Source organism: Aeromonas sp. QDB31, assembly GCF_027707605.1.
GTDB lineage: Bacteria > Pseudomonadota > Gammaproteobacteria > Enterobacterales > Aeromonadaceae > Aeromonas > Aeromonas media.
Genome location: NZ_JAPCIX010000001.1, coordinates 372,432 through 397,607, shown reverse-complemented (window position 1 = coordinate 397,607; position 25,176 = coordinate 372,432). Strand labels below are relative to the sequence as shown.

Below are 25,176 nucleotides of genomic sequence, written 5' to 3'. Positions count from 1 at the left end.
AAGGCCATGGCTCATCCACCAGGGCGTGGCGGCGCGCAAAAAACAAACGGCGACCCAGGGGTCGCCGTTTGCATCACGCCAACCGGATCACAGGATGTCCAGCAGCTCCACTTCGAAGACCAGAGCGGAGTAGGGCGGGATGGAGCCGGCGCCACGGGCACCGTAGGCCAGATCCTGCGGAATGTAGAGCTTCCACTTGGAGCCAACCGGCATCATCTGCAGTGCTTCTACCCAGCCGGCAATGACGCCGGTGACCGGGAATTCGGCAGGTTGGCCGCGGGCGACCGAGCTGTCGAACACGCCACCGTGGGTGAAGGTACCGTGGTAGTGCACACGCACGGACTGACCGGCCACCGGCACGGCGCCATTGCCTTCTACCATGACTTCGTATTGCAGACCGGAGTCGGTCACTTTCACGTCGGCGCGCTTGGCGTTGTCGGCCAGGAAGGCTTCGCCATCGGCGGCGGCGGCCTTGGCAACGGCTTCCTGCTCTTCCTGCATGCGGGCGGTGATGACCTGGAAGGCATCATTGATATCGTCACGGCTGACCGCGAACTCCAGGCCGTTCAGGGCATCTGCCAGACCTTGTTGCAGGGCAGGGATATCCAGACCGGCAAAGGCTTGCTGCGCCAGCTGATCACCCATGTTGCGGCCGATGCCATAGCTGGCCTTCTGTTCGATAGAGTCGTATTGGGACATTGAGATGTTGCTCCGGGTCCTGAGGGTAAAAGAGACGGGATAATATCAGACTTTTTGGCGAGGTGCTGCCGACTGCCTTCCTGATTTCCCCGCCCGTGGGAGAGACTTCACAGAAGAAGGGGATGAACGCCGCCCATCGGCGGCGATCTGCTCAGGCGCGATCCAGCAGGACCCGTACCGCAGTAACCTTGGCGTCGTCGGTAATATTGACCCGGCCGTCGTCCGAAGTGCCCATATTGAATCCCATGGAGAGGCACCATGCCGCCGCACGGCACGTATCAGGCCTTGTCCAGTAAAGCCCGCACCGCTGCCACCTTGGCACCGTCGGTGATATTGACCCGGCCGTCGTCCGAGGTGCCCATATTGAATCCCATGGAGAGGCACCATGCCACCGCGCGGCACCTATCAGGCCTTGTCCAGCAAAGCCCGCACCGCAGCCACCTTGGCACCGTCGGTGATATTGACCCGGCCGTCGTCCGAGGTGCCCATGTTCACTCCGTGGGGCACCATGCCGCCACGCCAGCCCATGCCGGACATGTGCACCTCGCTCACCCCGGTGAACTCGAGTATGGTGCGCACGTTGTCGGCATTGACCCCGGCGCCGGGCATCAGGCTGGCGCGGCCCGCTAGGGTCTGCTGCATCGCCTGCAGGGTCTCCAGACCCGCCAGGGCAGTCGGGGCATGGCCGGAGCTCAGGATCCGCTCACAGCCGGCCGCCACTATGGTCTCCAGATCGGCGCGCCAGTTGGAGCTGAGATCGATGGCGCGATGGAAGGTGACCCCAAGGGGACCTGCCGCCTCGACCAGCTGTTGCAACTGGGCGGCTGGCACTCTGCCCCCCTCGTCCAGCAAACCCACCACCACCCCTTGCAGGCCCGCAGAGCGCGCCGCAGCGATATCCAGCAACATGAGTTCGAACTCGGCGGCACTGAAGCAGAAATCCCCGGCACGGGGGCGGATCATGGCGTAAACCGGCACGCTGGCATGGCGGGCAGCAAGCTGCATGAAACCATAGGAGGGGGTGAGACCACCCAGCCCCAGCGCAGAGCAGAGCTCGATGCGATCCGCGCCGGACCGCTCTGCGGTGAACAGGGATTCCAGGTTGTCGATGCAGATTTCAAGACGGGTCATGATGACTCCTTATCCAGGGAGATCAGACCCAGTGCCTGACCTCATAAATTGAGCAGGGCGGCGCCACGCACGCCACCGGCGCCGCCGAAGCGGGCCTGACGGATAGCCGGCAGGGCGACACCTGGCAGCAGGTGGCCGGGCAGACGCTTGGGCAGCTCTTCATACAGGGCGGGCAGCCCGCTGAGGCCGCCCCCCAGCACCACCACCTCTGGGTCTATCACCGAGATGGCGGTGGCGAGCCCGGCGGCCAGGATCTCCAGCCAGCAGTCGATGGCCGAGAGCGCCGCGGGTTCCCGGGCCTCGGCGCGGGCAACTATCAGATGGCCACTGGCGCGCCCGCCGCGGAAGTGGTGATAGAGCCGCTCCAGGCCGGTGCCCGAGGCGTAGGTTTCGAAACAGACCAGGCGGCCGCAGCCGCAACGGGGACGGGGCAGGTCGGGATATTTCATCAATATGGTGGCAGGCAGCGGGTAATGGCCTATCTCCCCCGCCAGCCAGTTGCGACCCTGGATGAGCTTGCCCGCCAGGTAGACGGCGCCACCGATACCGGTGCCAATGGTCACCCCCAGCGCACTCTCGGCCTCGGCGGCGGCCCCCTGGTGCACTTCGGACCAGAGGAAGCAGTTGGCGTCGTTGTCGACGCTGACGGTGCGTGCCAGTCGTGCGGCCAGATCCGCCCCTAGATGACGACCGTGAATGGCGGGCAGGTTCGCCGCCACTATGCTCCCATCAAGGCGATTGATGATGCCGGGAAACCCGATGCCGACGGCGCCTTTCGCACCGAAGCGGGCGTCCGCCGTCTCGACCCGCGTCAGGATCAGCTGCAACAGCCCCTCGTAATCATTGCCTGGGGTGCTCATGCGCTCTTCGTGACAGAGGTTCAGGCCACCGTCATACATCGCGAAGGCAATCTTGGTACCACCAATATCAAATCCGTAATACATGCCACACTCCCTTGCCGGTGAACCGGGTCACCTCAGTCTGTCCAGATGGGGCACATTGTATTAATTCGCAAAAAAAATAAAGTATGCATGGGCAAAAAACGGGAGCCAGCTCAAAGCAAACGGAACATTTGTCGCTGAAGGCAGGGTTGTCCCAGGCTCGTCAGGGTGCGCTCCTGGCCGTCAAACACGAAGCCGCGGCGCAGGTAGAACCCCTCGCCGATGTGATTGCCATCGAGCAGCCAGAGCCTGACGCGCTCGCAACCGGCCCGGCGCATCTGCACCGCCACCGCCTGCCACAGCCGCTTGCCATGGCCTCGACGCCAGTGATCCGGGTGCAGATAGAGCGCCCGGATGCGCGCCGTCATCAACCCCTCTTCATGGGCTGGGTGCCAATAGAGCAGGCCGATGACGACCTCGTCCTGACACAGCAGCATGGGGATGGGGGCGGGTTCGGCGAGCCGGCGGCGCCAGATCTGCAGATGGTCGGTGACCGCCAGCTGGGCTAGCAGATCCTCCCCGAGCACACTGCCATAAGCCGCCAGCCAGCTGGCCCGCTGCATCACCGTCATGGCGGCGGCATCGGCGGGACGGGCCAGCCGCAGGCTTATGCCTTGCACTTGGGCTCCAGCCCTGCGGCTCGCGCCTGCTGATACAGGGGCTGCACCTCGGCCTGCTGGGCTTGCAGTTCGGCGATGCGATTCTCGTCGCTCGGGTGGGTAGAAAGCAGTTGCGGCGGTGCCTTGCCACCGGAGGCGGCACTCATGTTCTGCCACAGGGGGATGGCCTGGGCCGGATTGAAGCCGGCGCGGGCCATCAGCTCCAAACCGAGTCTGTCGGCCTCGCTCTCCTGGGTTCTGCCATAGGGCAGGGCAATCCCCACCTGAACCCCTAGCCCGAGCGCCGCCATGGTGGCACCGCCCCCCTGGCTGCTGCCGATGGCGGCATCTGCCACCGCCAGCCCGATGCCGGTCAGCTGATCCCGGGAGAGGCGTTCGTTGGAGTGCTGTGCCAGCACATGGGTCAGCTCATGGCCGATGACGGTGGCGAGCTGATCCTGATTCTTGGCGACCTTGAGCAGACCGCTGTAGACGCCGATCTTGCCGCCAGGCAGGGCGAAGGCGTTGACCTCCTTGGAGTCAAACACCACCACCTCCCAGCTGGTGATGCCATAGCTGGCAGGCACCTGGGCGGTGACCGCCCTGGCCACGCAGGAGACATAGGCATTCACCCTGGCATCCTTGCTCACCTTCTCCTGCTTCTTCATCTGCTCGAAGGAGTCGGCCCCCAGCTGGTTCATCTGTTGGGGGGAGAAGAGCAGCATCTGGCTGCGGCCGGTCGGCGACTGGGCACAGCCGGCAAGCAGGGCACTGCACAAGGCTGCCAGGCCGAATTTGGACAGGGAAGATGCACGCATGAGAGGGTCCTTTACCATGAAGTTGCCCTATTCTCGGGAATGCCGCCCTCCGGTGCAAGCCAGGCACCACCCCATGCGACCAAAAAGATCCCATGGCGCCAAAATAAAAACGAGCCCGTTCGGGCTCGTTTGTTTGCGCTGCAAAAGCGGGATTACATGATGCCCAGCTTCTTCAGATCGGCCTCAACAATCTTGGCCGGTACCGGCACATAGCCGTCCTTCGCCACTATGTTCTGACCAGCCTTGGAGAGCATCATCTTCACAAACTCCTGCTCCATCGGGGAGAGCGGCTTGTTCGGAGCCTTGTTTACGTAGACGTACAGGAAGCGGGAGAGCGGGTACTTGCCGGTCAGGGCGTTGTCTGCCGTCGCTTCAACGAAGGTCTTGCCATCCTTGGAGAGCGGCACGGCGCGCACACCGGAGGTGACGTAGCCGATGCCAGAGTAACCGATGCCGTTCAGGGACGCGGAGACGGATTGCACCACGGAGGCGGAGCCCGGCTGCTCGTTCACGCCGCTCTTGAAGTCACCGTTGCACAGGGCGTGCTCCTTGAAGTAACCGTAGGTACCTGAAACGGAGTTGCGACCGAACAGTTGCAGATCCTTGGAAGACCAGTTGCCATCCAGACCCAGATCAGACCATTTGGTGGCCGCCTTGGCTTCGCCGCACTTGAGGGTGCTGGAGAAGACGGCATCAACCTGCTCCATGGTCAGCCCCTTGATGGGGTTGTCCTTGTTCACGAATACCGCCAGGGCATCGACCGCGACGCGGATGGCAGTCGGCTTGTAGCCGTAACGCTTCTCGAATGCTTCCTCTTCACCGGCCTTCATGGCACGGCTCATGGGGCCAAACTGGGCAACGCCCTCGGTCAGCGCGGTCGGCGCGGTGGAAGAACCGGCGGCCTGGATCTGCACGTTGACGTTGGGGTAGACACGCTTAAATTCTTCGGCCCACAGGGTCATCATGTTGGCCAGGGTGTCCGAGCCCACGGAGGACAGGTTGCCCGAGATGCCACTGGTCGGGGTGTAATCCGGCAGATTTTTATCCACTCCGGCAGCCAGAGCGCTGACAGAAAACAGGGTTGCTGCGGTGAATCCGATTACACCAGCCAGTTTGTTGAGTTTCATCCAATCTCTCCAAAGTTACAGAAGGCAATTGCCAATACATGGCGCCGATTAACACTGTCTTGCGGTGGTCAAGCTGACTGTATCAGCCAGCTTGTTGAATTTTATCCGTCCCCTCTTTCCCAAGGTGACGCTGGGTCTGTTCTTAAGACGGCGCCAGTATCTGACCTGGCAGTGACAAATTTATGGAATTTATATGACACTTTGATGACATGGGCCCGGCGCGGCACAAATGCCAAGGGGGCCGCTCTCGCCGCCCCCTTTTTTATTGCTAACCAGTTGTCAATGAAGACTATTTTACCACCACCATCCTGGCAGGAATGAGGAAGCTGAAACGGCTGCCCTGGCCGACCCGGCTCTCTATCTCGAGCTGGGCATCGTGATGGCTCAGGGCATGCTTGACGATGGCGAGGCCAAGGCCTGAGCCGCCGGTGTGGCGGGATCTCGCCTTGTCGACCCGATAGAAGCGCTCGGTGAGCCGCGCCAGATGCTCCGGGGCTATCCCCTCCCCCTCGTCCTGCACCACAAAGAGCGCCATGGCCCCCTGTTTGCGCCACTCAACCCTGATCTTGCGACCCGCCGGTGTGTAGTGAATGGCGTTGTAGACCAGGTTGGAGACGGCGCTGCGCAGCTGGTCCCTGTCCCCTTTCACGAACAGGTTAGGCTGCACCTGGAACTCGATCTGATGGGCATTCTCTCCCGACAGGGCCCGCGCCTCCTGCTCAAGCAGTCCCAGCATGGCGGGCATGTCCACCAGATGGGAGAGATCCACGGTCGGGGCCGCCTCGATGCGCGACAGGGTGAGCAGCTGATTGACCAGGTTGTCCATGCGGATGGTCTGCTCCATCATCACCTTGTGCGCCTTGGCCCACATGGCGGGGGGCGGTGGCTCCTCGGTCATCTCCAGGTACCCCTTGAGCACGGTGAGCGGGGTGCGCAGCTCGTGGGAGACGTTGGAGACGAAGTGCTTGCGGGTCTTCTCCAGGCTGCGCAGCCGAGTCACGTCACGCACCACCAGCATGGCCTGATCCTCGGCATAGGGCATGATGCGAAACTCGAGAAACTTCTCCTCGTTGATGGGGGAGCTCATCTCGAACGGCTCGTCATACTGCCCCTTGCCGAGGTAGGCGACGAAGCCGGGATGACGGATGAGGTTGCCGATGTGCTGGCCGGCGTCCTCGGGCCAGCGAAAACCGAGCAACTGCTCCGCCAGCCGGTTGCACCAGAGGATGCTGCCGTCGGTGCGAAACACCACGGCGGCATCGGGCAGGGCCTCGGCCCCCTCCCGGAACCGGCGGATGAGCCCCGCCAGCTCGCGGCGCCGGGCACGGTGGCGCTGCTGCAACTTGTAAATACCATTGAAGATGTATTCCCAACTGCCGCTGCCATGGGGCGGCACCAGGCTGCGATCGTGCCACAGCCAGTCCGACAGCCGCTTCTGGAAGCGGTAGTGCCAGCCCAGGTGCAGCACGGTCGCCACCAGCAGGCAGAGGGAGAGGTGTTCTATCAACCAACCTACCAAGACGAAGGGGGCGTAGAAGAACGCCATTCGCCACAACTGTCGCCGCCAGGCGTAAGGTTGCAACATGTTATCCCCTAGAGACGGGTTGAGAAGCGGTATCCGGCTCCACGCACCGTCTGGATCAATCTGTCGTGCCCGGTCTCTTCGATGGCCTTGCGCAGGCGACGGATGTGCACGTCCACCGTCCTGTCTTCCACATACACATTGGTGCCCCAGACGTTGTTGAGCAGTTGCTCGCGGCTGTAGACCCGCTCGGGATGGGTCATGAAGAAGTGCAGCAGCTTGAACTCGGTCGGCCCCATGTCCAGCGCCTTCTCCTCGGCGCTGACCCTGTGGGAGACAGGATCCAGCTTGAGCCCCTGCACCTCGATCACCTCGTCCACCGAGGTGGGGGAGACCCGGCGCATCACGGCGTGCAGACGGGCGGTCAGCTCCTTGGGAGAGAACGGCTTGGTGATGTAGTCGTCGGCGCCCGCCTCGAGGCCGCGCACCTTGTCCTCTTCCTCACCGCGGGCGGTCAGCATCACCACGGGGATCTGGCGGGTCACCTCGTCCTGCTTGAGCTGCTTGATGAACTGGATGCCACTGCCGCCTGGCATCATCCAGTCCAGTACGATGAGCTCGGGGTAAGGTTCACGCACCTTCGCCAGTCCATCGGCATAATCTTCTGCCTCAACCGTCTCATATCCTTTTTGCTCGAGCACGAAGCAGAGCATCTCGCGGATTGGTGCCTCGTCCTCGACCACCAGAATTCGCTTAGCCATATCCCTTCTCTCTCCTCTGTGAAGATGGGTGCGCCAATTATTAGAACTTTCTGTGACACTTTTATGACTTTATGACAGGCGGGATGATAAACGTTTTCAGATTCAGTTGGCAGCAATGCGTTGCAGCAGGTCCCAGCGGTTGCCACTGATGTCCTCGAACACCACCACAGTGCCATAGTGCTCGTAGCGGGGCTGTTCACAAAAATGCACGCCGTACTGCTGCATGCGCTGGTAGTCGCCCCAGAAATCGTCGGTCTCGAGAAACAGAAAGACCCGGCCGCCCCCCTGCTGGCCGATGGCGACCTGCTGCTGCGCATTGGCAGCCTGGGCCAGCAGCAGGGCCGACCCTGGGGCACCTTTCGGGGCAACCCGCACCCAGCGCTTGCCCGGTTTGCCCGGCTCGTCGAGGGGCGTGTCTTCCAGCAGCTCAAATCCGAGCCCCTCGGTAAAAAAGCGAATGGCCTGATCGTAGTCGGCCACCAGCAGGGTCAGGGCACCTAGGTGTTGGGACATGGGAAACTCCTTGACTGAAGAGGGGGGCCCGCGCCCCGGCTGGCGCGCATCATAACGGCTGGGAGGCCGGGGCTCCAGCCGCAATCACCTTAGCGAAGGCAAGGCCCTTAGTCGGTTGGCAAGCCTGCGCCCTAGCCCACCTCGACCCGGTTGCGCCCCCGTTCCTTGGCCTGATAGAGCGCCTCGTCCGCTCGCTTGAGGGTCAGCTCCAGGGAGTCCCCGCGCCGCTCCGCCACCCCGAAGGAGGCGGTGATCCTGAGCCCGAGGGGCCACTCCCTGTAGGCCTCCAGCGCCCCCCTCAGTCGCTCGGCCAGCCTCTCTGCCCTCGCCTGCTCATGGTGCAGGCAGACCAGCACGAACTCCTCTCCTCCCCAGCGCACCAGGCGGCACAGGCTGTCACAATGGCGCAGCAGCTCGCTCACCATGTGCTTGAGCACCTCGTCCCCCATGGGGTGGCCGTGGGTGTCGTTGACCCCCTTGAAGTGATCGATGTCGATATAGATGAAGGAGAGCGGCATCTCCCCCAGTTCGCTCAACAGCTTCTCGCCACCGAGCCGGTTGAGGGCCCCGGTCAGGGGATCGTAGCGGGCCTCCTCCTCGGTGCGGCGGTACTGCTCGGACAGGCTCTGGCTGAGCGCCTCCGCTGCCAGCCGCGCCTCGCGAGCCTTGCGCAGCTTGTCTCCCATCAGCAGGTACTGGGTCAGAAACAGCAGTATTCCGTATATCAGCCAGCCCAGCAGCAGCTGGCGGTAGAAGTCCCCCGGCTTGCCCCAGCGGCCATAGAACTCCAGCTTTTCCAGGATCAACCTGTAGTCCCCCGGCTGCATCCTGTCGTCGGTGGCAAGCTCGATGGCATAGACATGGTGCAGGTCCGCCCCCTGCTGCGCCAGCGGGATCCGGTACTGCTGCACCCACCAGGAGCTGGGGGCGAACACCTTGAGGGGGACGTCCTGGATGCGGCCGTAATCGTCGGGACGAAAGAGCACCTCGTTGAACTTGTGGGAGATCTCGTCCCCGGCTATCGAGTAGGCGGGATCATAGTTGCGCAGATAGAGGCGCCAGCTCTGCGGCTCGCTCCCCTCCACCCTCAGCTTGACCCGCACGCCGTTGAAGTGGGAGAGATCCAGCCCCCACTCGGGGGCTGACAGGGTCAGGATCAGTTCACAGAAGGGGGAGCTGTGGCCCGCACGCAGCTTGCAGTCGATGGCGGGCTTGTCGCCCCCAGGGATCAGTGTGGTGACTGATTGGCCGCCATGGGCGCGATCATCCTGGGCCCTGGCGGCCAGGCTGGCCTGGCTCAGGATATCCAGCCGCCGCTCTGGCCCGAACTCGAACACCAAGATGGCCAGCAGGCTGCCGAGCAGCAGGCTCCAGAACAACATATTGGTCACGCGGGAATAGGATGGGGTCATGACGATCACACCTGAAAAAGAGCTTTTACTCTACACCTTGTAATTCTGCACCGTGCTGATCCAGATCCAAGGTTATTACACGCGCCCTCATGGGCGCCGGGGCATTGGTCGGATCAGCCCGTGTACAGGGCGTCGCCTGCCATCCGCCGGGCTGTATCCTGTCGGCATTGCACCGCAAGAGGCGGACGCCAGCTCCTGGGGAAACGGGTTCCCGATGTCATCATTCCTTTCACCACTGAGCGCTCCATGCCATGGAAAAATAAAGAAAAATCATCGCAGAGCCCCAGTCTACACAAGCAAGCGGTGCGGCAACACCCCTATCCCTCTTCCCGCAGCGCCCGGTAGAGGGTGGTGCGGCTGATGCCAAGCCGCCGCGCCGCCTCGCTCACGTTGCCGCCACACTCCGTCAGGGTCTGCTGCACCCGCAGCCGGCTCTGTTCGCGCAAGGTGGTGGCGCCCCGGGGAGCCGGCATGGCGGCCACCTCGGGCAGATGCAGGTGGGCGGGTTCAATCCAGCCCTGCCCTTCCGCCAGCACGCAGGCCACCTCCAGCGCCTGCTTGAGCTGGCGCACGTTGCCGGGCAGGGGATGGGCCAGCAGTTGCCGCTCCGCCTGCGGCGTCAGTTGCAGGGCCGGGTCCATCTCCGAGAGCAGGCGCCGGATCACCCCCAGGCGCTCGCCCTGGGGCCAGGCCCGCAGCGGCGCAAGCTGCTGGCGCCAGCCACAGATGCGGTAATAGAGGTCTTCGCGAAAGCCGCCATCCTGCACCATGGCCGTAAGATCCCGGTGGCTGGCGCTGACCAGCCAGAAGTCCACCGGCTCGGGTTTGTGGCTGCCAACCGGCGTCACGCTGCGCTCCTGCAACACCCGCAGCAGCCGGGTCTGGGCCGGGAGCGGCAACTCGCCGATCTCGTCCAGCATCAGGATGCCGCCGTGGGCGGCGCGCAGATAACCCTGGCTGCCCTGGCTGCGGGCGCCGCTGAAGGCCCCGCCCACATAGCCAAACAGCTCGGCCTCCACCAGATCGGCGGGCAGGGCGCCGCAGTTGACGCACACCAGGGGCTTGTCCCGTCGGCTCGACTGACTGTGCAGGGCGCGCACCAGGTGCTCCTTTCCGCTGCCGGTCTCCCCCTCGATGAGCAGGGAGATGCCCCGCTCCAGCATCTTGAGGGGCACCCCGGCGGTAACGGCTGGCTGGGGCTGGTTTTCGGTTTGAATCACCACAGGTTCGGGCTCCAGCCGCAATCCGCGCCGATCCCGCAGCAGCTGCTTGCCGTCAAACGGGTGCTGGCCGAGCCAGAGCCGTCCTGCCCGGTTGGCCCCGAGCAGCTCTCCCCCCTCTCCCAGCAGCAGGCGGGCGGACCAGAGGCTCTGGGGATCGAGATCCACCAGCCAGCCCGGCTGACGCGCCAGCAGGGCGTTTTCCAGGGTCATGGCCAGGAGCCGCACAGTGCCCAGCATGTCGCCGTCGTGGTGGGCCGCATCGGTGGAGATGTCGAGCACCCCCAGCAGTTGCCCGTCCGGCCCGAGCAGAGGGCAGGCGCTGCAACTGAGGAAGCTGTGCTGGGCGAAGAAGTGCTGGGCCCCCAGCACCTGCACCTCGCTCTGCTCGGCGAGCGCTGTGCCTATGGCATTGGTGCCCTTGCTCGCCTCCCCCCAGCGGGCGCCGCTGCGCAAGAAGATCCGCTCGGCGTGGCGGGCGAAGCCATCGTCACCGCTGGCGGCCAAAATGGCCCCCTCGCCGTCACACAGCAGCAGGCGACAGGGCCTGCCCGCCAGCAACTGGGCAAACAGCGGCAACACGAAGCGCTGGAAGCAGGTGATAAGGGTTCTGTGCTGCTCCTGGCGGGCCGACAGCTCCCCCTGGGGCAGCAGATCCAGCTCGGCGCTCTGCTGGCGCAGTAAGCCCTGATGCAGGCAACGTTGCCAGGAGCGCTGGATCGGGCTGGGACTGGGACTGGGAATGGACTGAGGTAACTCGCTCATCACGCCTCCTGTTCACAAAGGGCACAGTGTCACGACCACTGTCCAGAAACGGCACAGTCTCATCGCCACGACCGGGGTCACTGGTTAATCAAGATACGCCGCCGCACCCCGTTTGATAACGTTTTATTAACTTTCGTCCCTCTGGTCAGACCCTCTGGCACGGCCCTTGCGATAGCAGCTGGTCACCGGCCCCGGGCCGGTCAGGACCACACACATAAGGATGATGAGATGATTTACACCGCTCCCGGTCAGGCAGGCGCCCTGGTCAGCTTCAAGTCCCGTTACGACAACTTCATCGGTGGCGACTGGGTGGCCCCCCGCGCCGGCCGCTATTTCGAGAACGTCTCGCCGGTGGATGGCCGGGTGTTCTGCGAGGTGGCCAGATCCGACGCCGCCGACATCGAGCTGGCGCTGGATGCCGCCCACAAGGCCTTTGCGAGCTGGAGCAAGACCAGCGTCACCGAGCGCAGCAACCTGCTGCTGCGCATCGCCGATCGCATCGAGCAGAACATAGAGGTGCTCGCCGTCGCCGAGACCTGGGAGAACGGCAAGGCGGTGCGCGAGACCCTGGCCGCCGACCTGCCGCTGGTGGTGGATCATTTCCGCTACTTCGCCGGCTGCATCCGCGCCCAGGAGGGCTCGGCCGCCGAGCTGGATCAGCACACCGTCAGCTACCACTTCAAGGAGCCCATAGGCGTGGTCGGCCAGATCATCCCCTGGAACTTCCCGCTGTTGATGGCAGCCTGGAAGCTGGCTCCTGTGTTGGCGGCCGGCTGCTGCAGCGTGCTCAAGCCAGCCGAACAGACCCCGGTCACCATCATGCTGATGATGGATCTCATCAAGGACATACTGCCCCCCGGCGTGGTCAACGTGGTCAATGGCTTCGGCGTCGAGGCGGGTCAGGCGCTGGCTACCAGCGACAGGATCCAGAAGCTGGCCTTTACCGGTTCGACCGAAGTCGGCGCCCATATACTGCGCTGCGCCGCCGACAAGCTTATTCCCTCCACCGTCGAGCTGGGCGGCAAGTCCCCCAACATCTACTTCGCCGACGTGATGCAGCACGAGAGCAGCTACATCGACAAGGCGGTGGAAGGCATGCTGATGACCTTCTTCAACCAGGGCGAGGTGTGCACCTGCCCCTCCCGCGCCCTGGTGCAGGCGAGTATCTATGACGACTTCATGGACAGGGTGCTGGCCCGCGCCCGCACCATAGTGCAGGGCAACCCCCTGGACACCGCCACTCAGGTGGGCGCCCAGGCGTCCCGGGAGCAGTTTGACAAGATATTGAGCTACATGGAGATAGGCCGCGGAGAGGGGGCCAAGATGCTGATAGGCGGCGGCCCGGCCAAAGTGAATGGCCTTGAGGGGGGCTTCTACATCCAGCCCACCATCTTCTCGGGCCAGAACAAGATGCGGGTGTTCCAGGAGGAGATCTTCGGGCCGGCGCTCGGGGTCACCACCTTCAAGGACGAGGCGGATGCCCTGGTCATTGCCAACGACACCCAGTATGGCCTGGGGGCGGGGCTCTGGACCCGGGACAGCAACCTGGCCTGGCGCATGGGGCGCGGCATCCAGGCTGGCCGGGTCTGGGTAAACTGCTACCACGCCTACCCGGCCCACGCCGCCTTCGGCGGCTACAAGAAGTCAGGCATAGGTCGCGAGACCCACAAGATGATGCTGGATCACTACCAGAACACCAAGAACCTGCTGGTGAGCCACGACATCAACCCCCTCGGCTTCTTCTGATCCTGCCACCTCTGATGACAAGGGCGCCCATGGGCGCCCTCTCTTTTTCCACCAGGCTCATCAGCCCCCTGGCTGGCCCAGTTGCTGGCGATAACGCTGGGGGGCACACCCCTGCTCACGCTGGAACATGGCGATAAAGGCCGAGGTCGAGGTGTAACCCAGGCGCCAGGCTATCTCCTGCACCGGCATCTCCCCCCGCAGCCAGTCCAGCGCCTTGACCATGCGCAGCCGGGTGCGCCACTGGCCGAGGCTCATGCCCAGCTCCTTCTGGCAGCGCCGCGCCAGGGTGCGCTCGGTGGTGTGCAAGACCTTGGCCCATTCGGCCAGGGTGCGGTTGTCCTCGGGGGCCGCGTGCAGAGCGGCCAGCAGCGGGGCCAGCAGGCGATCGCGACTCTGGGGCAGGTAGCTCGGCTGGCAGCGGGTGCGGGCCAGCTTCTCGATGAAGAGCTCCCCCTGGCGCGCGTCCCACTCGTCCTCCAGATGGCCGACCCGGCGCTGGGTAAAGTCCTCCAGCAGGGCCCGCAGCAAGGGGGTCAATTCCAGCAGTTGGGGTTCCCTTGGCAGGCGCGGGGCCAGCGCATGGCTCACATAGATGGAGGTGTAATCCAGGGTCTGCTCGTTGAAGGCGCTGTGGGGCAGGTTGGCCGGCACCCAGATGAGGTAGTCGGCCGGCGCCACCAGTCGCTCTCCCCCGACCTCCACCACCATGACCCCCAGGCTGATGAGGCTGAGCTGGCCCCAGGGGTGGGTATGCTCGGCGCAGGCGTTGCCCCCCTGGATCTGGCGGTAGCGAAAATAGAGGGGGTTGGGGTCGGCCAGCAGGCGATCCTGCTCGGCCAGGGTGAGGCTGCCCATGAAGATTGTCCCAAAGCGGTTATGACATGTCTTATTTACGCTACTTGCATCGTTCAAGACAAGGCTAGACTCTCGTCATCGTATCAAGGAGTGCCTATGCCCTTTCTCTTCCCCCTGCTCGCCATCCTGATCTGGGCCGCCAATACGGTGGTCTCCAAGGCCGCCGCCGGCGTGCTGGATCCCGCCGCCATCTCCTTCTACCGCTGGGTGATCGCCGCCCTGGCGCTCTCCCCCTTCTGCCTGCCGCAACTGTGGCGCCGCCGCGCCGAGATCCGCCCCTGGCTCGGCAAGCTGCTGGTGCTGGCGGCCCTTGGCATGGTGCTCTACCAGTGCCTGGCCTACTACGCCGCCCACAGCACCTCGGCCACCAACATGGGGGTCATCGGCTCCCTCATACCGCTGCTGACCCTGCTGCAGAGCGCCCTCTTCTTCGGCCAGCGCCCGGGCAAGCAGGCGCTGCTCGGCATGAGCCTCTCCCTGTTCGGGGTGCTCTGGCTGCTGGGTCAGGGCAACCCCCTGGCCCTGCTGCACGACGGCATCAATCCGGGGGATGGCCTCATGCTGCTCGGCTCCGCCAGCTATGCGCTCTATGGCCTGCTGATCCGCCGCTGGCAACTGCCGTTCGGCCCCTGGATCAACCTCTATCTGCAGATCCTGCTGGCGGTGCTGCTGCTGATCCCGGTCGCCCTGAGTGCTGACTCCCTGGCGGTGCCCGCCGAAGGCTGGGGTCTGGTGCTGTTCGCCGGGCTCGCCTCCTCCCTGCTGGCGGCCTACTGCTGGATGCGCGGCCTCGCCGCCATGGGGGCGGAGCGCACCTCTGTGTTCATGAACCTGATGCCCCTATGCACGGCGCTGATCGCCGTCATCACCCTGGGGGAGCCCATCCATGGCCATCACCTGCTCGGCGGCGGCCTGATCCTGACCGGCGTCATGATCTCCCAGTTCAAGCCGAGGGCACGCCCCGCCCTGGTAGAAGGGGCATAAGCCGGCGAGCGCCGTTGCTGCGCAATGAAAGAAGGGAGCCTCGGGCTCCCTTCTTTCATCAGCGGGTTAGAACGGCCTCAGCTGCTCCGGCGCCAGTGATAACGCCGCTCGGGGCGACCGCGCTGGCCGTAGTTGAGATCCACGTCCAGCTTGTCTTCGGACTCCAGAAACTCCAGGTAGCGGCGCGCCGTGGTGCGGCTGAGTGACAGGCGCAGCGCCACCGTATCGGTGGAGAAGGCGGTGTCCGGCTCCCCCGCCAGCAGCTCCAGCACCTGGCGCAAGGTGATGGCGTCTATGCCCTTGGGGGTGTCGCGCACCTCCCTCGGCTGAATCCGCCCCTTGCCCATCAGGCGATCGAGATCGCTCTGCTCCAGCAGGCCGCGCTCGCACAGGCGGCGATGCAGGGTCAGGATCTCGTCCAGGCTCTGCTGGATGCGAAACAGCCGCAGCGGCTTGATGATGTAGTCCTGCACCCCGAGATTCAGGGCCTGCTGTATGGTCTCCACGTCGCAGGAGGCGGTCACCATGACCACGAAGACCTCCCGATTGTGGCTGCGCAGCCGGTTCACCCACTCGAGACCCGAGCCGTCCGGCAGGGAGATGTCCACCACCAGCAACTGGGGTTCGGTGGCGCGCATCATGAGATCGGCCTGGGCCAGGCTCTCGGCCCGCCCCAGCAGGGAGTAGCCCGGGGTCGAGGAGATAAGCTCCGCCAGGATGGCGCCGATCCGCTCATCGTCCTCGATAACAAGAGTGAAAATTGGCTTCATGACTCACACCAATTGGTTTTTATTCAAATAGATACCGAACAAGGTGGTCTGTTCGGCGGTGCGGCGCCATTCTATCACACCCCCACGGCGGGCCACCGTCTTCTTGACCAGGAAGAGGCCTACGCCATGATCGCCGGTCTGGCGACTGATCCCATAGTCGAACAGGTGATCCGCCAGCGCCTCGTCCACCCCCTCGCCGCTGTCCTCCACCTCGATCACCAGCCGGCGCCCGAAGTCATCCACCGAGATGAGCACCCGGGGCGCGCACCGCTGGCGGTTCGCCCAAGCGGCCCTGATGCCGTTGTCCAGCAGGTTGCCGATGCAGGTGATGAGATCCGCCGACACCTCGGCCGGGTACTCCCCGAGGGCCGAGCCGGGATCCAGCACCAGCTCGACCCCCAGCTCCCGCGCCCGGCTGAACTTGCCGAGGATGAGGCCGGCCACCGGCTTGTTCTCGATGGAGCGCAGCAGATCCTGCAGCATGGTCTGGCAGGCCTCGTTCTCCTGCTGGATCAGCTCCACCGCCTGATCCACGTGACCGAGCTGCAGCAGGCCGGAGAGGCTGCTCAGCTTGTTGGCGAACTCGTGGGTCTGGATCCGCAGCATCTCGGCATACTGGCGCAGATGGGTCACCTGCATCCCCAGGCTGCCGGTGCCGTCGGGGCGGCTGAAGATCAGCATGCGACCGGGCTCGCGGCCGCTGAGATCCTGCCAGTGGCCGACAAAGGCCTCCCCCTGCACGGTGAAGTTCACCCCCCCCTGCTGGTTCAGGGTCGGCAGAAGGCTGGGGGCCAGCTCGGCCAGGGATTGCCCCAGCAGGGCGTGGCGGCCGGTGCCCGGCAGCCGCAACTGATAGAAGGCCGCGCTGTTGAGCATCTTGATGCGATGGTTGGCGTCGAGGGCCACTATCCCCTCCGAGATCCCCTCCAGCACCAGATCCTGCTGGGCGAAGCGGTTGACTATGGTCTCCGGCTCCAGATCCAGCAGGGTACGCCTCAGCCGGTGCTGCAACCAGAGCGCCAGCAGCAGGCCACAACCCAGTACGGCGCCGATGGCGCTGATGAGCAGGGCGATCCGCTCCAGATAGGTACCCTCCACCGTCCGCATCAGGTAGCCCACCGCCACCGCCCCTATGGTGCGCCCGTCCGCCCCTATCACCGGCGAGAAGCAGCGGATGGCCGGGCCCAGGGTGCCCTCATCCCTGGAGCAGTAACTGCGCCGCTCGTGGATCGCCGGCCAGATGTCCTCGCCACGGAAGGTTGCACCGACCAGCTCGGGGGAAGGGTGACTCAGGCGGCGGGCATGCTCGTCGGTCACCACCATGTAGGCGGCATCGGTGCGGCTGCAGATCCCCTGCACATAGTCCCGCAGGCCGGGATCGCTGCCCTGCTGCAAGGCCTGCACCACCCGGGTATCCGCCGCCAGCACCCGGGCCAGATCGCTCCCCTTCTCCTCCAGGTTGCTCTCCAGCAGGTGGCGGATGAAGAGGGCGAGCAAGCCGCCCAGGATCAGGATCAGCAGCAGTGACAGCCCGAGGGAGAGGGTGACCAGTTGGTGGCGCAGTTTCATCGATTAACCTTGCAGCGTCAGGAGGCGGACCAATAGTGCGGGCGCCACCAGGTCTGGTCAATGAGCGGTGCGGGATCACCGGCAAAATCCGCCAACCCCTCCTCGCGGGCGGCCAGGGCCACGGCTCTGGCGACGGCACGGGCCACCTCCCCCACCTGATCGATGGGAGGCAGCAAGCGGCCGGTCTCCAGGGGATAGGCCCCGACCGCCCGCACCGCCGCCTGCAACATGCCATCGCTGATGCGCCGCGCCTTGACCGCGCAGGCCCCGAGGCCAATGCCCGGGAAGACATAGACGTTGTTGCACTGGGAGACCACCCGCGCCTCTTCCGCCACCATGACGGGAGCGAACGGGCTGCCGGTGGCGAGCAGGGCGCGCCCCTCGGTCGCCCGCCACACCTGCTCCGGCGTCGCCTCGGCACTGCGGGTCGGGTTGGAGAGCGGCAGGATCACCGGGCGCTCGCACACCGCCCCCATGGCGCCAAGCACCTGCTCGGTGAAGAGGCCGCCCTGGCCACTCACCCCGATCAGCACCCCGGGGCGCAACCGGGCGATGAGCTCGGGCAGGGAGGTGCAGGCCTCCTGTGACGGGCGGGCGAAGGGCTGCTGGGAGGGGGTCAGGTTGACCCTGTCCAGGCAGACCAGACCATCCTGATCGAACAGTTGCACCCGCTCTGGGCTGCCCGCCAGGCGGGCCAGCATGGCGGCGATCCCGCAGCCCGCCGAGCCGGCGCCGACGATGAGCACCGGGGTGTCGGCAAAGGTGCTGCCCGCCTGCTGCAAGCCCGCCAGCACGCAGGCGGAGGCGACCGCCGCCGTGCCCTGGATGTCGTCATTGAACATGCAGAGCTCATCCCGGTAGCGGGCCAGGAGGTTGGCGGCATACTTGCCGGCAAAATCTTCAAACTGCAGCACCACCTCGGGCCAGCGCCGCCGGATGGCCGCCACCACCTTGTCCATGAAGTGGTAGTAGGTCTCGCCATCGATGCGCGGGGCCTGCCAGCCGAGGTAGGAGTCATCCTCCAGCAGCGCCGGGTTGTTGGTGCCCACGTCCACGCACAGGGGCAGGGTGCGCGCCGGGTTGATGCCGCCGGCGGCGGAGTAGAGCGCCAGCTTGCCGATGCAGATCCCCATGCCGCCGATGCCGAGATCGCCAAGCCCCAGCACCCGCTCCCCATCGGAGATGACGATGACGTCCACCTCCTGCTCCACACTGGCGAAGATGTCGTCCAGCTCGTCCCTGTCGTGCCAGGAGAGGTAGAGGCCGTGGCTGCGCAGATAGAGATCGCTGTGACGCTGGCAGGCCTCCCCCACCACAGGGGTGTAGATGATGGGCAAGAGCTCCGGCAGGTGGTGGCGCACCAGATCGTAGAACAGCACCGGGTTGTCCTCCTGCAACTGGCGCAGCAGCAGGTGTTGGTCGAAGGGACTCTGCATGGCCGAGACCAGGCGGTAGATGCGGCGCCGCTGCTGGGAGAGGGATTCCTCCTTGTGGGGCATGCGCCCCATCAGCCCCTGACGCTTGCGTTCGGCATAGGGCAGGCTGGTGCCCATCATGGTGTCGTTCATATCGGTTTCCTGTATCCAGTCGTCACACGAACAGAGAGATGAGGGCGGTGGCCAGGATCAGCATCACGGCCCCGCCAAGGCGAGAGGAGATCTGGGCGAACGGCATCAGCTTCATGCGCTGGGCCGCCGACAGCACGGCTACGTCGCCGGTGCCCCCCATGTTGGCCATGCACAGGCCACCGGTGATGGCCGCCTCGATGGGATAAAAACCTATCATGCGCCCCACCAGGGCCGCCCCCAGAGCGCCGCCGACCACTGTGGTCAACACCATGATGAAGTAGTTGACGGAGAAGGCGCCGATGAGCTCGGGGATGCTGGTGTAAGCCACCCCTATGCCCACCAGCAGGGAGGGGGTGAGGTTGCTCACTACGAACTGGTACCAGTCGGCCGCCGCCTGCTCGTAGCGGCGCGGCAATACACCACTCACCTTGATGAAGGCCACCGCCAGTATCATCAGGGCGAAGGGGTGCATGGGGATGAAGTTGCCGAGCAGGGAGCCCAGCACGAACATGCTGGAGCTGATGAAGAGGCCCATACCCAGGCTCTGCAGGGTCGGCGCTTCGGCCTGCTCGTCGGCGACGCTCTGGCCACTCTCTTTCACCATCAGCCTGCCGTTGCCGGTCAGGGAGGGGTAGCGGCGACCAAGGCGCGCCAGCAGGGAGCCCACCAGTATGGCCAGGGTGTTGGCGATCACCACGGCGGGCACCATGCGTGACAGCAGGTCGGCGCTGGACATCTGCAAGGGGCCGGAGAGGATTTCCACCAGCGGCACGGCGCCGGCGCCCATGCCTCCCCCCATGATGGGCAGGCCGATGAGCAACACCGCATTCTTGAAGCCGTACCCCATCAGGGAGCCGACCAGGCCGACGCTCAGCAGCGCCAGCGCCACGCCTCCCAGGATCACCGGCAGGTAGCGCATGGCAGCGTTTTTCAGCAGGGCGCTGCTCATGCCGAACACTGAGCCGGTCACCAGGCTGGCGATGAAGAAGTTCAGAAAGCCTCCCTCCTTCATGAAGCGGGTGATCACCTCACCCGCCTCGGCCGGCAGGATTCGGTACTCGAACAGGGCGGCGCCGCCGAAGATGGCGAGTATGGTGCCACCCCCCAGATATTCCCGGATGGGGGGGATGCGCTCGCCCAGCTCGCTCAGCAGGGTGCCGAGCACGAACATCAGCGCCAGGGCGCCGACCATGCCGAGTGGCAGGGAGCCGTTCCAGCCAGCGTAGAGGACGCAGGTGGCGAGCCCGAGGAAGATCATCATGGGCATGCCGGCGATCTGCTGGTCGCCCCAGGCGCTCTTCATCTGTACTTCAGGGGTAGAGAGGTTTTTCATTGTTATGCTCCAGCTTGTGGTGTGGCGCCACTCTACGTATCCCCTCCTCTGCTGTCGGTTAGCAGACCTGCAAAGCCATATAAAAACATTGAAACCTTAAGCACCATTCAGCCCCTCCGTGCCCCCCTCCCCCGCCGAAAACTGAACGTGACCTGCATCACACCATTTACTTAGCCTGCGAAATAAATATAATGCTTAGCAAGCTAAGTAAATAAGGAGCCCGTCATGGGAAAGGATCTGGAAATGCTGCGCGAGCTCTCCCTCGCCGAACAGCTGGGACGGCTGCACCGGTTGTGGCGCACCGTGGCCGACCTCGAGCTGGCCCCCCTGGGACTCACCCACCCCCGCTGGACCGCGCTGTGGAAGCTGAGCCGCCTCGGTGGCCACCTCAGCCAGAAGACCCTGGCTGAGGTGCTGGAGATAGAGCTGCCCTCCCTGATGCGCACCCTGGGCCAGCTGGAAGAGCAAGGCCTTATCGAACGCCACTGCTGCAGTCAGGACAAACGCGCCCGCATCGTCACCCTGACCCCGGCCGGCAAGGCTCTGCTCGACAAAATCGAGGATCGCATCATGGAGATACGCCGGGAGTTGCTCGCCGGCATCAGCCAGCAGGAGCTGACGCAGTTTGAAGAGATAGTGCACCGCATATCCGCCAACGCCCTCGGCAAGATCGGTGCCCAGCATGAAGAGAGAGAATGAGATGACCCCGGATCAACAATTCAAGCGCTGGATCAAATGGGCCATCGCCTGCTTCACTCTGGTGTTTGGCTACTTCCTGCTGGCCGACATCAAGATGCCCCTCACCCCCCAGGCCATGGCCACCCGGGTCGTCACCAGGATGGCGCCCCAGGTCAGCGGCAAGGTGACCGAGGTCGCGGTAGCGAACAACCAGCATGTCAAGCAGGGGGATCTGCTGTTCGTGCTGGATCCGGCCCCCTTCGAGCTCGCGGTCGAGCAGGCCAGACTCGCCCTTGATCAGGCCGAGCAACAGAATCGCCAGCTGGATGCGACCCTCAATGCCTATGAGGCTGAGTACAGCTCCCTGCAGACCCAGGCGGCCCAGAAGCAGCGGGAAGCCGAGCGCATCGACGCCCTCTATCGCCGCCACATGGTGTCGGAGCAGCAGAAAGACGACGCCGACAGCGCCGCCCGCACCGCCCGTGCCAACCTGCTGGCCAGCCAGGCCCGGGTGGAGCAGGCTCGCGTCAACCGGGGCCTGCCCGGTGACGACAACCTGCTGCTGCGCCAGGCGCGCAACCGCCTGGCCCAGGCCGAGCTCAACCTCACCTATAGCCAGATCCATGCAAGCCAGGATGGCATCATCACCAACCTGCAGCTCAAGCCGGGCAGCGTGGCCACGGCAGGCTCTCCCCTGCTGGCCCTGGTCTCCGAGCAGGTGGACGTGATCGCCGATTTTCGCGAGAAGAGCCTGCGCCACATCACCCCGGAAAGCCGGGCGCTGGTCGCCTTCGATGGCGAGCCAGGCCGCCTCTACCCGGCCCGGGTCGCCAGCCTGGATGCCGGGGTCAGTGCCGGCCAGTTCGATGCCAACGGTCTCCTGGCCAATCCCGTCGAATCCGATCGCTGGGTGCGCGATGCCCAACGGCTGCGCCTGCACCTGACCCTGGAGCAACTGCCCGCCCATCTGCCGGCCGGGGCTCGCGCCACCGTCCAGCTGCTGCCGGACAACGCCCTGACCGGGCTGCTGGCCCGCGGCCAGATCCGCCTGCTCAGCCTGCTGCACTACATCTATTGAGATGACGACCATGAACCTGTGGCACAGACCCCTCACCGCCAACGAGCTGCGCCAGTGCCTGCGCATCGCCTTTGGCTGCACCCTGGGATTTGTGCTGTGCAAGATCTTCGGCTGGAGCAACGGGGTCTTCTTCACCGTCACCCCGGTGCTGCTGCTGGGGATGATCCCCGTGATGAACGGCCACGCTGCCCGCCAGCTCATCGCCTCCGCCGCCATGTGCGGGCTGGAAGTCGGGCTGCTTGGCGGCCTGTTCGGTGGCCATCCCGGCCTGATGCTGCCCATCGTCTTCCTGCTGTTTCTCTACCGCTTCGCCGCCATGTCCCGGGGCAGCCTCTTCCTGTTCGGCGCCAATGGCGTGCTCAGCCTCAGCATCATGCTGCACTTTGCCAGCTACCCCGAGACCGATCTGAACGATCTCATCTTCAGCAACCTCTGGGCCAGCGTCCTGTCGGTGCTCATCGCCTACCTGATGACGGCGCTGATCCCGGATGTGGAGGCGCGGCCCGCCCCCACCCCTTCCCCCAAAGCACCGCACCGGATGCGCCACGAGGCGCTGCTCGGCGCCAGCATCGCCACCCTGTCGTTCCTGGTGTTCCAGCTGTTCGATCTGCGGGACTCCATGTCCGCCCAGGCAACCACCCTGCTGGTGCTCTTCCCCATGCACTGGGACGGGGCCCTGAGCTACGCCCGCAAGCGCGCCATGGGCACCCTGCTGGGGGTAAGTTTCGGCATCCTGGGGCAGCTGGTGCTCTATGACTGGTCCGGTTTGCTCTTGCTGGTGACCCCGCTGCTCTGGTTGGGAGCCATGCTGTTCAGCCATGCCCATGTGAAGGAGGCGAGCGGCTCCGGCGTTGGCTTCGGCGCCCTCACCACCCTCGGCATCCTGTTTGGCCAGTACCTGACGCCCGGCAACGATCTGGTGTTCAGCGCCCTGTACCGAGTCAGCAGCATACTGTTTGCCATCGTCGCCACCCTGCTGGCCTGCTACCTCATCCACCGCCTGCTCAACCGCTTCGAGGCGACCCGCTTCGGCCATTGATATCTCTTTTCTGTAGCCCAAGGACGGCACCCTTTCGCCCCGCTCGCCTGGCGGGGCGTTTTTTTGCCCGCTGACTGTGCAGGATGACGGACGCATCCCGACGCAAGAGGGAGACACCGAGGTTGCAGTTGCCTCTCAGCCTGTTAGGCTCAAGGCCATATGACACCGATCAAAGGATGCGACATGAAACAGGCCAAGCTCTTTCTACTGGGGATAGGCACCCTGACCCTGCTCGGCGGCTGCGATCTGGGGGCCGGCAAGCTGGGGGTCACAGGGGGCGATCCCGTCACCTACCTGTGCGAACAGAACCAGAAGGTGCAGGTGCGCTACTTCTCCCTCTCGGACGAAAGCCTGAACTTCGTCAAGCTCGCCCTGCCCGATGGCAAGGATTACACCCTGCCCCAGGCGGTCTCCGCCTCCGGCGCCCGCTACACCGACGATCATGAGGTGGTTTGGTGGAACAAGGGGAAGGAAGGCTTCGTGGAGATGCGCGATGACGCCGGGGAGTGGCAGAGCCGCTACAACGACTGCAAGGAGCAATAAGCCCAGCAGGCAACAGCGCCCCCGCACAGTGACAAAGACCCCGGCCAAGGCCGGGGTCTTTGTCATCTCACTTCGACGTCATATCGGACCACCACCCGCACCGGGATGGCTTGTGGATTCTGCTCGGACACCCGATAACGCACCTGCGCCAGTCCAGAGATGGCGATGAGATCCAGCACGCCGGGTGGCTCGGATGACAGGACCTCGGGACTGAACAGATCGCCATTGGAATCGATGAGGTAGCGAAGCGTCACACAGCCCTTCACCGGCCTCTCTTTGGGCAGTCCACCGACCGGATTGAAGTCGCCTATCTGCTCCACCTGAACCCAGTATTTGGGCAGGTCTTCCCAAACGATATCCACCGGAGGCTGATTCAGCTTCGCGGTGGGGCTGGCACATCCTCCCAACAGGGCCAGGGTGGCCCACAGCAACAACAGTTTCAAACGCACTGACACTCCCTCTTCGTCAAACCGCTCGGCTCCTTGAACGGCCAACCAGTGTCAGACAGTGAGGCTCATTCGGGAAGTCCCCATCTGGCGAGACACTCTCGCGGGCAATAAAAAGGCCAACCCTGGGGTTGGCCTTGTTCGCACGGGGATGGCTCAGGCGCGCTTGTCGCTGACCACCAGCCAGAGCGCGTGGACCATGCCGGGCAGGCCGCCGAGCAGGGTCAGCACTATGTTGATGAAAAAGTGCAGGCTTAAGCCCACCTGGATAAAGGCACAGACCGGGGGCAAGAAGATGGCCAGCAGGATCTTGAGCAGATTGTTCATCTCATGGTTCCTCATGAAAGATGTCTCGTGATTCGGATGGGCTAACCATAAACATCCCTGGCTTCAACTGCAAACCACAGCGGACAGCTTTCGCGCCTTTCTCGCCCGGGATTGAGCCAGGGTTCAGCTGACGGAGGCCCGCGCCCCCACGTCATCCTGGGATCTACGGGTTGTGGCGATGATCATGCCAGCCGCTGGCAAGGGATCAGTCCCTTGTGCTCCCGCTCCCGCCAGGCGTTGAGATCGTGAATGATCTGGTTGCTGCTGCCGCGCCAGAGCAGGCCGGGATCTGCCAGCTCTTTTTCAAACTTGCCATCCACCAGCACATCCAGCAGGGCGATCAGCTCGCGCTGGGCCGGGCTGAGCTCGCCGAGCAGATAGCCGGTCCAGCACCAGATGTCCTTGCCCGGGCACTCGGCACGCACCCGCCGTACCAGCGCCAGCACCTGAGGTACGTTGGCGGGGTGGAGCGGATCGCCGCCCGAGAGCGACAGCCCCCGGCGCTTGATGCGGCTGTCGTTGAGATCCTGGATGATGCGATCGCTCATCGCCGCATCGAACGGCTTGCCGCCGTCGAGCCGCCAGGTGCTCTGGTTGTAGCAACCCGGGCACTGGTGCTCGCAACCCGACACGAACAGGGTGGCGCGGGTACCGGGGCCGTTTATGACATCGACCGGATAGTATTGGTGGTAATGCATCGCTTGTTTCCTGCCTCCTTCATAGGGGTGCAAA

The 25,176-nt window shown here is 64.4% G+C and carries 26 protein-coding genes and 1 pseudogene; 6 read left to right on the top strand and 21 right to left on the bottom strand.

The genetic code is table 11. The features are described from left to right. Nucleotides 1-87: 87 nt before the first annotated feature. From PG898_RS01805 to PG898_RS01745, 13 genes and pseudogenes are all read right to left on the bottom strand, one after another. A complete protein-coding gene (locus tag PG898_RS01805; RefSeq protein WP_005324672.1) occupies nt 88-699 on the bottom strand; it encodes an FKBP-type peptidyl-prolyl cis-trans isomerase in 612 nt (203 codons plus the stop codon). A 151-nt stretch (nt 700-850) separates the two neighbouring features. Then, nucleotides 851-946, bottom strand: coding sequence for a copper homeostasis protein CutC (locus PG898_RS01800; RefSeq protein ID WP_081805759.1), 96 nt, complete (start codon nt 944-946; stop codon nt 851-853). 31 nt (nt 947-977) lie between these two features. After that, nucleotides 978-1,095, bottom strand: a pseudogene (locus tag PG898_RS01795) (copper homeostasis protein CutC); the annotation flags it as partial. 9 nt (nt 1,096-1,104) lie between these two features. Further along, nucleotides 1,105-1,830, bottom strand: coding sequence for a copper homeostasis protein CutC (locus PG898_RS01790; RefSeq protein WP_005324680.1), 726 nt, complete (start codon nt 1,828-1,830; stop codon nt 1,105-1,107). Between the two features lie 41 nt (nt 1,831-1,871). Next, a complete protein-coding gene (locus PG898_RS01785) occupies nt 1,872-2,774 on the bottom strand; it encodes an ROK family protein (protein WP_270823404.1) in 903 nt (300 codons plus the stop codon). 110 nt (nt 2,775-2,884) lie between these two features. Then, nucleotides 2,885-3,391, bottom strand: a complete 507-nt coding sequence (locus PG898_RS01780; protein ID WP_270823403.1) for a GNAT family N-acetyltransferase — start codon at nt 3,389-3,391, stop codon at nt 2,885-2,887. Then, the gene (locus PG898_RS01775) at nt 3,379-4,188 is read right to left on the bottom strand and encodes a M48 family metallopeptidase (RefSeq protein WP_139751209.1); all 810 of its coding nucleotides are present in this window, start codon (nt 4,186-4,188) and stop codon (nt 3,379-3,381) included. The genes PG898_RS01780 and PG898_RS01775 overlap by 13 nt, the downstream gene beginning before the upstream one ends. 152 nt (nt 4,189-4,340) lie before the next feature. Continuing rightward, nucleotides 4,341-5,315: a PstS family phosphate ABC transporter substrate-binding protein gene (locus tag PG898_RS01770; RefSeq protein ID WP_043131083.1), complete on the bottom strand. Its 975-nt coding sequence runs from the start codon at nt 5,313-5,315 to the stop codon at nt 4,341-4,343. Nucleotides 5,316-5,604: 289 nt separating this feature from the next. Continuing rightward, the gene (gene phoR / locus PG898_RS01765; protein WP_270823402.1) at nt 5,605-6,900 is read right to left on the bottom strand and encodes a phosphate regulon sensor histidine kinase PhoR; all 1,296 of its coding nucleotides are present in this window, start codon (nt 6,898-6,900) and stop codon (nt 5,605-5,607) included. Nucleotides 6,901-6,908: 8 nt separating this feature from the next. Then, entirely contained in the window at nt 6,909-7,598 is a 690-nt protein-coding gene (gene phoB / locus PG898_RS01760; RefSeq protein WP_041206225.1) for a phosphate regulon transcriptional regulator PhoB, read from the bottom strand. 102 nt (nt 7,599-7,700) lie between these two features. Next, nucleotides 7,701-8,111 carry a VOC family protein gene (locus tag PG898_RS01755; protein WP_270823401.1) on the bottom strand — a complete coding sequence of 137 codons (411 nt, stop codon included), beginning with the start codon at nt 8,109-8,111 and terminating at the stop codon, nt 7,701-7,703. 131 nt (nt 8,112-8,242) lie between these two features. Next, nucleotides 8,243-9,523 carry a GGDEF domain-containing protein gene (locus PG898_RS01750; RefSeq protein ID WP_270823400.1) on the bottom strand — a complete coding sequence of 427 codons (1,281 nt, stop codon included), beginning with the start codon at nt 9,521-9,523 and terminating at the stop codon, nt 8,243-8,245. A 317-nt stretch (nt 9,524-9,840) separates the two neighbouring features. After that, complete coding sequence (locus PG898_RS01745) at nt 9,841-11,508, bottom strand: sigma-54-dependent Fis family transcriptional regulator (protein ID WP_270823399.1); 1,668 nt, start codon at nt 11,506-11,508, stop codon at nt 9,841-9,843. A gap of 228 nt (nt 11,509-11,736) precedes the next feature. Between PG898_RS01745 and exaC the strand changes: the two genes are divergently transcribed. After that, entirely contained in the window at nt 11,737-13,254 is a 1,518-nt protein-coding gene (exaC, locus tag PG898_RS01740) for an acetaldehyde dehydrogenase ExaC (protein WP_270823398.1), read from the top strand. A gap of 60 nt (nt 13,255-13,314) precedes the next feature. Here the strand turns inward: exaC and PG898_RS01735 are convergent, their stop codons facing one another. Next, the gene (locus PG898_RS01735) at nt 13,315-14,109 is read right to left on the bottom strand and encodes an AraC family transcriptional regulator (protein WP_042649487.1); all 795 of its coding nucleotides are present in this window, start codon (nt 14,107-14,109) and stop codon (nt 13,315-13,317) included. A gap of 96 nt (nt 14,110-14,205) precedes the next feature. Here PG898_RS01735 and PG898_RS01730 point away from each other — a divergent pair, with 96 nt between their 5' ends. Further along, entirely contained in the window at nt 14,206-15,093 is an 888-nt protein-coding gene (locus PG898_RS01730; protein ID WP_270823397.1) for a DMT family transporter, read from the top strand. Between the two features lie 77 nt (nt 15,094-15,170). Here the strand turns inward: PG898_RS01730 and PG898_RS01725 are convergent, their stop codons facing one another. Genes PG898_RS01725 through PG898_RS01710 form a run of 4 tightly spaced genes read right to left on the bottom strand, consistent with a single transcriptional unit; the run spans nt 15,171 to nt 20,333 of the window. Then, nucleotides 15,171-15,863 carry a response regulator gene (locus tag PG898_RS01725; RefSeq protein WP_042649489.1) on the bottom strand — a complete coding sequence of 231 codons (693 nt, stop codon included), beginning with the start codon at nt 15,861-15,863 and terminating at the stop codon, nt 15,171-15,173. A gap of 3 nt (nt 15,864-15,866) precedes the next feature. After that, on the bottom strand, nt 15,867-17,432 hold the full coding sequence (locus PG898_RS01720) for an ATP-binding protein (RefSeq protein ID WP_270823396.1): 1,566 nt from the start codon (nt 17,430-17,432) through the stop codon (nt 15,867-15,869). A gap of 17 nt (nt 17,433-17,449) precedes the next feature. After that, nucleotides 17,450-19,000: an oxaloacetate-decarboxylating malate dehydrogenase gene (gene maeA, locus PG898_RS01715; RefSeq protein ID WP_270823395.1), complete on the bottom strand. Its 1,551-nt coding sequence runs from the start codon at nt 18,998-19,000 to the stop codon at nt 17,450-17,452. Nucleotides 19,001-19,022: 22 nt separating this feature from the next. Beyond that, nucleotides 19,023-20,333, bottom strand: a complete 1,311-nt coding sequence (locus tag PG898_RS01710) for a 2-hydroxycarboxylate transporter family protein (protein WP_139751218.1) — start codon at nt 20,331-20,333, stop codon at nt 19,023-19,025. Between the two features lie 225 nt (nt 20,334-20,558). Here PG898_RS01710 and slyA point away from each other — a divergent pair, with 225 nt between their 5' ends. From slyA to PG898_RS01690, 4 genes are all read left to right on the top strand, one after another. Then, a complete protein-coding gene (slyA, locus tag PG898_RS01705) occupies nt 20,559-21,032 on the top strand; it encodes a transcriptional regulator SlyA (RefSeq protein WP_161507431.1) in 474 nt (157 codons plus the stop codon). 1 nt (nt 21,033) lies between these two features. After that, complete coding sequence (locus PG898_RS01700; RefSeq protein ID WP_041206231.1) at nt 21,034-22,089, top strand: HlyD family secretion protein; 1,056 nt, start codon at nt 21,034-21,036, stop codon at nt 22,087-22,089. A gap of 10 nt (nt 22,090-22,099) precedes the next feature. Continuing rightward, complete coding sequence (locus PG898_RS01695) at nt 22,100-23,128, top strand: DUF2955 domain-containing protein (protein ID WP_041207055.1); 1,029 nt, start codon at nt 22,100-22,102, stop codon at nt 23,126-23,128. A gap of 183 nt (nt 23,129-23,311) precedes the next feature. Further along, nucleotides 23,312-23,671, top strand: coding sequence for an MliC family protein (locus PG898_RS01690; protein ID WP_005324730.1), 360 nt, complete (start codon nt 23,312-23,314; stop codon nt 23,669-23,671). Between the two features lie 62 nt (nt 23,672-23,733). Here PG898_RS01690 and PG898_RS01685 read toward each other — a convergent pair whose 3' ends face one another. The 3 genes from PG898_RS01685 to nrdG form a co-directional block, all read right to left on the bottom strand. Beyond that, the gene (locus tag PG898_RS01685; RefSeq protein WP_161507432.1) at nt 23,734-24,120 is read right to left on the bottom strand and encodes an energy transducer TonB; all 387 of its coding nucleotides are present in this window, start codon (nt 24,118-24,120) and stop codon (nt 23,734-23,736) included. A gap of 153 nt (nt 24,121-24,273) precedes the next feature. Next, entirely contained in the window at nt 24,274-24,444 is a 171-nt protein-coding gene (locus PG898_RS01680) for a YqaE/Pmp3 family membrane protein (protein ID WP_025327864.1), read from the bottom strand. A 182-nt stretch (nt 24,445-24,626) separates the two neighbouring features. Continuing rightward, nucleotides 24,627-25,142 carry an anaerobic ribonucleoside-triphosphate reductase-activating protein gene (gene nrdG, locus PG898_RS01675; RefSeq protein ID WP_042649496.1) on the bottom strand — a complete coding sequence of 172 codons (516 nt, stop codon included), beginning with the start codon at nt 25,140-25,142 and terminating at the stop codon, nt 24,627-24,629. Nucleotides 25,143-25,176 lie beyond the last annotated feature (34 nt).